Consider the following 7,756-nt stretch of genomic DNA (forward strand, 5'->3'; position numbering starts at 1 on the left):
CAGTTGTGAGCTAACTAGTGGACGTGGGTGCAAATAAATTATCCACCAACCAAGAGCAAAAAGCCCATAGGTCATTACTTATTACTCATTACCCATTACTCATTACCCATTACTCATTACCCATTACTCATTACCCATTACTCATTACCCATTACCCATTACCCATTACCCATTACTCATTACTCATTACTCATTACTTCCGCGCAGCGACACTAGTATCTAATGACTCTAACCGAACCACCATTGCTAGGAGAGTCTCGATAGATGCGTGGGCGAGGAATAGGATTGACTCGTTGACCTGAATGATATCTGCGGTTCCTGCTGCCTACGCGACGATTTCTGAGGTCACAATCATAACGACTACTACGGCGACGACGAGAACCGCGATTATAATATTTATCTTCATAGCGACCTCGACGGCCATAATCTATGTTCCTACTATTTCTATAATCAATTTCATAATTGTTATAGTTGCGATTCCCATGCCTTAAAGGCGAGATGATAACCACTCCAGAACGACTATAATGGTGGGAGTTTCGAGGAGATGCGATCGCACTCAAGTCAAGACCCACAGCCAAACCGATACCTAGAGCTAGAGGCAAAATGGTTTGAGACAGCTTATTCATAATCTGACCAAATATTTTTTGTATCCTAATCATCTCAGACTTGTTTTCCCAGAAAAAGTTTCAATTTATAAAAACCTCGGCTAAGATCAAACTGATTTCACTTGAGATAAGGCAGGTGAGCAAAATCATTTGTGTAAATTTGAGATTAACTATCTTCTTTTCCCCAACTCCCAAATTCCCTAATACCCCAAACCCCAAAATATACAATTAATTTTGCCTAAGTACTTATCCCCACGGCTCTAGAACTTTAGAATATAAATCACAAATGACTACCACAGGTTCTTATTCGAGAACTAAATACCCAGATAAAGCAAGCTTGTTCACTCATCAGTGGCAATCTTTTTTTCTTATGCTAGGTATTAGTCTGCTGCTGTTCGGTGGTATTGGTTGGCGTTTAGTTTATCTTCAACTAGAACAAGGTGAGCGCAACAGCCTGAAAGCGGATGAAAATAGAACTCGCACTGTCCCCAAACCTCCCGTTCGGGGAAATATTCTAGATCGTCGCGGCAAAATTCTTGCCACAACTCGTTTGTCCCATTCTGCCTATCTCTGGCCGAAAGCTCAAAAACAGGAAAATTGGCAACAAAATAGAGATGTCTTGGCCAAAATATTGGGTATTCCTCCCCAAGATCTCCAAAAGCGGGTGGAAGTTGCCGGATTTAACTATCCTAGTCTGATTCCCATTGCTAGTAATTTAACTCCAGCCCAAATTACCGCAATCCAAGAATACAGGGAACTTATTGAATGGGTAGAAGTAGATATTGGAAAAATACGTCATTATCCTCAAGGCGAGTTAGCATCTCATATTCTGGGTTATACAGGAGAGCTGGACGCTGTCGAGCTAGAGCGGCGGAAAAGTGAGGGTTATCGCCTCGGGGATGTCACAGGCAAAATGGGCGTAGAATCTTCCTATGAACATCTTTTGCGGGGAGAATGGGGTGGCTTAAAGCTAGAAGTAGATGGCGCAGGGCGGATTATTAGTGTTTTAGGCGAAGATCCTCCCGGAGCAGGCCAGGATATTACGATAACTATTGACGTAGAAGTTCAAAAAGCAGCAGAAAAAGCCTTGGGAACGCAAAAAGGTGCGATCGTAGCCCTCAATCCCCATGATGGTTCAGTATTGGCGATGGCGAGTTATCCGAGGTTCGATCCTAATATTTTTTCGTCGCGGGTAACTCCTGAAACCTGGCGCGAGCTGAAGAAAAAAGGCAATCCTTTTTTGAATATGGCTTTACGGGGTTTTCCCCCTGCTTCTACTTTCAAAGTTGTCACAGATACAGCGGGAATGGAGTCGGGAAAATATCCTCCCAATACTATTTTAGGGACTTTCCCTGCTCTGAATGTCGGAGGTACTCTTTTTCGGGAATGGAATCGGCGTGGTTTTGGCCCGATGGGTTATGTTGGAGCCCTAGCTTGGAGCAGTAATACTTTTCATGGTCAAATCGGCAGGGGAGTTGGTGGCAAGGAACTGATTAAATGGGCGCGCAACTATGGTTATGGCTCGAAAACAGGCATTGAGCTGCAAGGTGAGACTGCGGGTTTAATTGCCGATGATGCTTGGAAACGACGCAATTTTAATAACTGGGGTTGGACTACAGGAGATACGGTTAATATGTCCATTGGTCAAGGTTTTACAACCGCTACTCCTTTACAAGTTGCGGTTATGTTTGCTGCGATCGCAAATAATGGTTATCGAATTCAACCCCATCTCTTACAAAACAAAGAAGTCGAGAAAGTCAACTTAAATTTAAAACCTAGTACGGTGAGTACTCTGAAAAAGGGTCTCAGAGCAGTTGTCAATGGGGGCACAGGAGGCAGACTAAATGTCCCGACCTTGCCTCCCTCCGCAGGAAAAAGTGGCACGGCAGAAGCTCCTCCAGGGGAAGTCCACACTTGGTTTGGAGCTTTTGCTCCTTTTGATAAACCAGAAATTGTGATTGTTGCTTTTGCCGAACATTCTGGTGGTGGTGGTGGTTCAGTTGCTGCGCCTATGGTCAAAGAAGTGATGGAAACTTATTTCAACTCGACCGTCAAGAATAAAAAATAAAATTGATGACTAAATACAATCTTTAAAACTCTCTTTGAAAATAAAGTCGAATTATTAATAATATTGTTGAATTTACCTAAACAATTGTTGAGTAAGTAATTTCTCTGTTGGGTGTATTTATAAACTAGTAATAGTAGGTCTATGATTTGAATCCAAATTTCATAGATTGATAAATATAATATTCCAGTTATTGCTCTAACACTTTAGAAAGTGAAGATTAAAATGAACATTCAAGGTCTGGGGTTAAGCTCATTATTGGCTACTGCCGCAGTTGTCTTGGGAGCGACTTTCGTCTCTGGTCAATCGTCAGAGGCAACATTTTTCTGTCAAGCACAAGAAAACATCCCTACTACTATAGCTAAGACCAAAAATGGCCAATTGCAACCTATTTTTCATTGGAAAAATGAAGCTCTCCCTGAGGGCACCAATCCTGAACAACTTTGTGATACAACATCACAACAGCTAGAAAATTATTTAGCTTCCGAGGGGGATTTATCCTCTGTTAGTTTCAAAAGTACCAAACTAGACCAAATTCCTGTTATTTGTGTGACAGCGGAAGATAATGATTGTAACTTGGTTTTACTCACCCTTCCTCCAGCAAGAGAACCAGTAGAGGCAGCTGGTCTTGTTTTAGATTCTATTCTTGAATCTCAACTGCAAGACAAGAGATTTGTTTCCAACGAACGAGGTGTACAGTCGATTTACTATAGAATTAACCTTTGGCAATTACTAGGATTTTAAAAGTCTTTGAAAGCAATAATTACTATTGAGCGTAAGTAATAAGTAATAAGTCCCATCTTCGTGTGATCGAAATAATAAGTATTGATCTATCGGCCTTTTGCTCTTTGTTGATAGATGACTTATTTGCGCCTACGTCTATTAGGAAATAATCAATTAACATTAGTTCGTTATTATGACTGTTTTTTCTCGTGTCAGTTTTTGGAGGGGGCTTTTTTTGTGGATTTTGCTCGTCTTTGTTACCTGTGTTGCGACTATTCAATCGCATCAAGGTTTAGGGGCCCAGGTTATTGTTCAGGGGGAACAGAATGAAAAAGTGGCAGGACTTAAAACTACCTTCTTTCTGGGTGTTAGTATTTGGGAATGGGTGAGGGTCTCCTTCAACGCTACAGTTATCGGTCTACTCAGCGTTTTTCTAAGGCAATTTCTGAAGAGTCAGGATGATAAAAAGAAGAAGAAAGAAGCCGAAATCGCCAAAAAAGCTCTGGCTCAAGAGAAAGAAATTCGGGAAGAACGTCTTCGCTATGACAAGCTCAAAGATTATTTAGATAAAATGACAGAAGTTCTGTTAAGAGATAATACTCTTGATGACGACTCAGATCAATTATTGAAAGCAGTAGTCCGAGCAAGAACAATCGTCGTATTACAAGAATTGGACAGTAAAAGAAGAGGCGCTGTGATTAGATTTTTGGAAGATTGTAATATTATTAAGTTTCTCGATTTGTCAAAAGCTAATCTTCGAGGAGCTAACCTTAAATTAGTTAGTTTAAAACATTCTTACTTTAGAAAAGCAGATTTTCAAGGAGCTAACTTAGAAGATACTGATTTCAGTGATGCTAATCTGGAATATGCAGATTTAACTGGTGCAAATTTATCGAGAGCAGATTTATCAGGAGCCAACCTAAAAAATACGATAGGTCTTACTTCAACTCAACTTAAAACGGCAAATAATTGGCAAAAGGCATTATATAATCAGGAATTAATTTAGACAAACTATGGGTTGCTTTACCTTATTTTTATAAAAAAATATACCAAAAGCATTGTAATTGAGGGGATAGATACTCTTAATAAGAGCTGAAGTATTGATTTTTGCTGTATAGATTGAGGATCAAATACTTTAGAGCTGCTCTTTGTAGTTTTTTTTGTTAATAATTGCTTGCTCATTTTTATACTAGGAAAAACAACCATATTTTCCAGCAAAATATTATATTCACAAATAGTAGTGAAGCCATTACGAGCGTAAAAGTTTTTCCCAGTTAGAGAAGAATAGACCAAAAGTTTTTTGGTTCTTTTTTTCATAGCTACTTGTTCTACATGAAGTAATAATGTTGTACCAACTTTTTTCCGAATATGTAGAGGATGAACAAACATGGCGGTAATAACATGACTATATTTTTGTAAGGCAGCAAAGCCTACTATAGTCTGGTCTATTTCCGCAATAAAAATCTTTTCATCCCAATATCTAGGACAGCTTTTGCTTTTGAGGAAGGCTTGCAATTGCTCTTTGTTATAATCTTGAGCGCATAGGGTTTCGATAGAAAGAAGTTGTAGTTGCACGATCGCATCGGAGTCTGCTGGCCGAGCTGAACGAATTGATATTTTATGATTGTTTTCTTGTTCCATCGAAGAGTTAGGACAATCTCTGATATGGGAAAAGCATTTATCTACTTTACCTTCTTGTCGTATCGTTATGCTTAATTTTGCTTGATTGAATCCAGAATGATTTGTCTACTCACTTATTGCCATATGAGACCTCTACCAGAGAATGCGATTAGGCGAAGCCTGGCACTGCGCGATCGCATTTGCTAATGCAAATTTTGAACGGGTAAGAGATTATATTGTAGGTAAAACAGCTCAATAAATCCAATGAACAAGAAAACCTGGCCTTGCGAGATCAATCCGACATTTCGCACCTTGGATATTGTATTTTATAAATTGTTGTAAAAGTTTATAATTGTCTTTATTTTAGTGTTTCGTCATTTTGACAGCGATCGCGAGCGAGGATAGAAATCATTACGAGTATATTACTATTTGAAAATGGAGCAATTTATTATCCAGATAAAGAAACATGTAATATAGTTTGCTTTGCCATGAGTCATGCTATATAAGGGTTTAAAAAATATTAATAATTCAAATTGACCTGCGAAATGTCGGTTAAAAACGTGAAGAAAAGTAATTTGTCTTAATTGAAGATAAACAAATCTTATTGGATTGTGGCAATAAAGAGGGATAATTATCAATAACTGAGATAATTCTCAATAAGAATTGAAGCGTAAGTTGTCAATCGCCCGGAGACTTATATTTTAGTGGTTTCAATTACCTGGAAGCGGAGTTATCGGCAATTCAATTGAACGAAATATAAGCTGAATTAATCTGAAGAAATATAAGTAAATTTACTATTTAGGACTCAATTCAGATCATGTTAAAAATAAGCAGCATAGGGTATTCAGAAAGATTCTATATATCATCCCAATAAAGAATTCTCAATATTATTCTAAATAAGGTTAATAGATAGAAAAATTCTTGATATCACTACTCATCGTTTTAATATTAACAAAGTTTCCGTCTAATCAATAGTTAGGCGAAATTAGAGAAATACCTATGGAAGAATGTATTAAAAGATTTTTGGAAGAACATAAGAGCATAAATATTGAAAAGAATTATCAATTAATCAAACACCTTGAAAAAGACGGTGAATGGAAAGAGGAAGAGTACACCATATATATCCTTGAAAACATAGAAGGATTATCTGATTTCCAGCTTGTTCTGCGAGATGAAGAAGATTTTGCATCACTAACCCGAATCTTGAAAAGTCAACCAACCTTATTCGATGACTTTCTTGCCGTAAGCTGCAATAACCATATAGAAGTCCATTTAAACAACATTGGTCGTTTTGCTAGCTTCAGACTTGGAAAGAGGAAAGAACCAATCATAATAAATATTAATTATAATCATAATAAATTAGATGTATCGATAAAGCATGTTGAAACTAAAGAAACTACAATAGGCTTCCTTGCATCCTTGATGAAAGGGATTCGTCTAACGAAACGTTCAAGTACAGTGTTAATCATTGAGGGGCTAGATAGACCATCAAGTGAGGGCGTTGAGAGTGATGTTAGAAATATAATTAATTCAGTGTTATTTGATATCGAGTGCTCATACGGGTTGACTTTTGAAACAGCAAATATTGAAAGCTATAAGCGTCTTAGATTTCGCCGGAGGTCGGACTACGAACCTCTTCCAGAAGAGCCTATTCAACTATTATATAAAAGGTATATTCCTGAGCTCATTGAATATTTTCATATAGCTCAAAAAGTAGATTATCTACCTTTTAAATACATTTGCTACTTCCATATTGTTGAATATTTTATGGATAAAGCAGCATATAACCTAGTATCACGCAAAATAAAGAACCTTTTATCGAACCCAGACTTTCATATAAAAAGTAATGAATATATTTTACAAGCAATAAACATATTCAAAAAAGAGAACGAAAAGTACACAACGGATAAAATAAAGGTTGGTCGAGTTCTAAGAGAATATGTAGATATGAAGTCGATATTAGAGCATATCAAGAGTCTTAGTCTAAAAGAACATTTTGATAATGAGCATGAATTGCAGTGCGCTAAGACACTAAATATATGTGCAATAAATTTTACGAACGAAAATAACTTCTATGACACTTTAACGAAAAGGATATATGCATTAAGATGTTCGATAGTTCACTCAAATCCTGATTTTGATGAGTCTAAAGCTGTGCCTTTTACTCCAACACCGGAGAACATGAACTTTCTACGTTACGAAATTGAAATGTTAAAAGAAATTTCGCGTAAAATTATAGTAAACAGCATCGCCTAACAAGCATCAGTCATGAATAGCACTCCAACAGATTTCAAAAATGTGTCGGAGAAGCTTAACAACTACATCCGCATAAATTTCAAGCCAGAAGAGTTTTACTAACACATAAATATGACTAATAATATAGCGTCGATCTGGAGTTAAAACCCTGACTGCCTGACACATCTAGGCAAATCTTATGTTTCTCGTGAAAATTAAATTTTGCTAGTACAATATTTCAACGCTTACAAGCGATCACCTCGTCAAAAAATAGTCCTTTAAGTAAAAAAAATGAAATCTATACGCCAAGAGGGTTTGAGGCACTTGTGTCAGTCAGTCAGGTTAAAACCACATCGGTTTTCAAAGAGTATCAAAAGCAATAGACCTCTTGCATAATTGGTTGCGGGATATGTTATGGAAATTAGTATCCCCTTTGATAATGAAAATATTGGATGAAATATAAAACTGTCCAAAAGCTTAACTCAAAAGACTTCAAGAGATTCACTGG

Annotated in this window: 6 protein-coding genes; 4 read left to right on the forward strand and 2 right to left on the reverse strand. The window is 37.3% G+C overall.

The window, feature by feature from the left end:
- Positions 1-212 precede the first annotated feature (212 nt).
- Positions 213-626 (reverse strand): hypothetical protein, encoded by a 414-nt coding sequence (locus tag XEN7305_RS00635; RefSeq protein ID WP_006507368.1) that lies wholly within the window; start codon positions 624-626, stop codon positions 213-215.
- Between the two features lie 265 nt (positions 627-891).
- On the opposite strand from XEN7305_RS00635, the gene mrdA reads away from it, so the two are divergent.
- The 3 genes from mrdA to XEN7305_RS29495 all read left to right on the forward strand — a co-directional run bounded on the left by mrdA (position 892) and on the right by XEN7305_RS29495 (position 4,399).
- Complete coding sequence (gene mrdA, locus XEN7305_RS00640; protein ID WP_006507369.1) at positions 892-2,673, forward strand: penicillin-binding protein 2; 1,782 nt, start codon at positions 892-894, stop codon at positions 2,671-2,673.
- A 222-nt stretch (positions 2,674-2,895) separates the two neighbouring features.
- Complete coding sequence (locus tag XEN7305_RS00645; RefSeq protein ID WP_006507371.1) at positions 2,896-3,414, forward strand: COP23 domain-containing protein; 519 nt, start codon at positions 2,896-2,898, stop codon at positions 3,412-3,414.
- 172 nt (positions 3,415-3,586) lie between these two features.
- Positions 3,587-4,399: a pentapeptide repeat-containing protein gene (locus tag XEN7305_RS29495; protein ID WP_006507372.1), complete on the forward strand. Its 813-nt coding sequence runs from the start codon at positions 3,587-3,589 to the stop codon at positions 4,397-4,399.
- Positions 4,400-4,416: 17 nt separating this feature from the next.
- Here the strand turns inward: XEN7305_RS29495 and XEN7305_RS00655 are convergent, their stop codons facing one another.
- Entirely contained in the window at positions 4,417-5,034 is a 618-nt protein-coding gene (locus XEN7305_RS00655; RefSeq protein ID WP_006507373.1) for a GNAT family N-acetyltransferase, read from the reverse strand.
- A gap of 978 nt (positions 5,035-6,012) precedes the next feature.
- Here XEN7305_RS00655 and XEN7305_RS00660 point away from each other — a divergent pair.
- Positions 6,013-7,269: a hypothetical protein gene (locus XEN7305_RS00660; RefSeq protein WP_006507374.1), complete on the forward strand. Its 1,257-nt coding sequence runs from the start codon at positions 6,013-6,015 to the stop codon at positions 7,267-7,269.
- Positions 7,270-7,756: the final 487 nt, after the last annotated feature.

Source organism: Xenococcus sp. PCC 7305 (assembly GCF_000332055.1).
Lineage (GTDB): Bacteria > Cyanobacteriota > Cyanobacteriia > Cyanobacteriales > Xenococcaceae > Xenococcus.

Coding starts and splice junctions, on each gene's coding strand:
- XEN7305_RS00635 (WP_006507368.1), bottom strand. CDS start 626: ATGAATAAGCTGTCTCAAACCATTTTGCCTCTAGCTCTAGGTATCGGT.
- mrdA (WP_006507369.1), top strand. CDS start 892: ATGACTACCACAGGTTCTTATTCGAGAACTAAATACCCAGATAAAGCA.
- XEN7305_RS00645 (WP_006507371.1), top strand. CDS start 2,896: ATGAACATTCAAGGTCTGGGGTTAAGCTCATTATTGGCTACTGCCGCA.
- XEN7305_RS29495 (WP_006507372.1), top strand. CDS start 3,587: ATGACTGTTTTTTCTCGTGTCAGTTTTTGGAGGGGGCTTTTTTTGTGG.
- XEN7305_RS00655 (WP_006507373.1), bottom strand. CDS start 5,034: ATGGAACAAGAAAACAATCATAAAATATCAATTCGTTCAGCTCGGCCA.
- XEN7305_RS00660 (WP_006507374.1), top strand. CDS start 6,013: ATGGAAGAATGTATTAAAAGATTTTTGGAAGAACATAAGAGCATAAAT.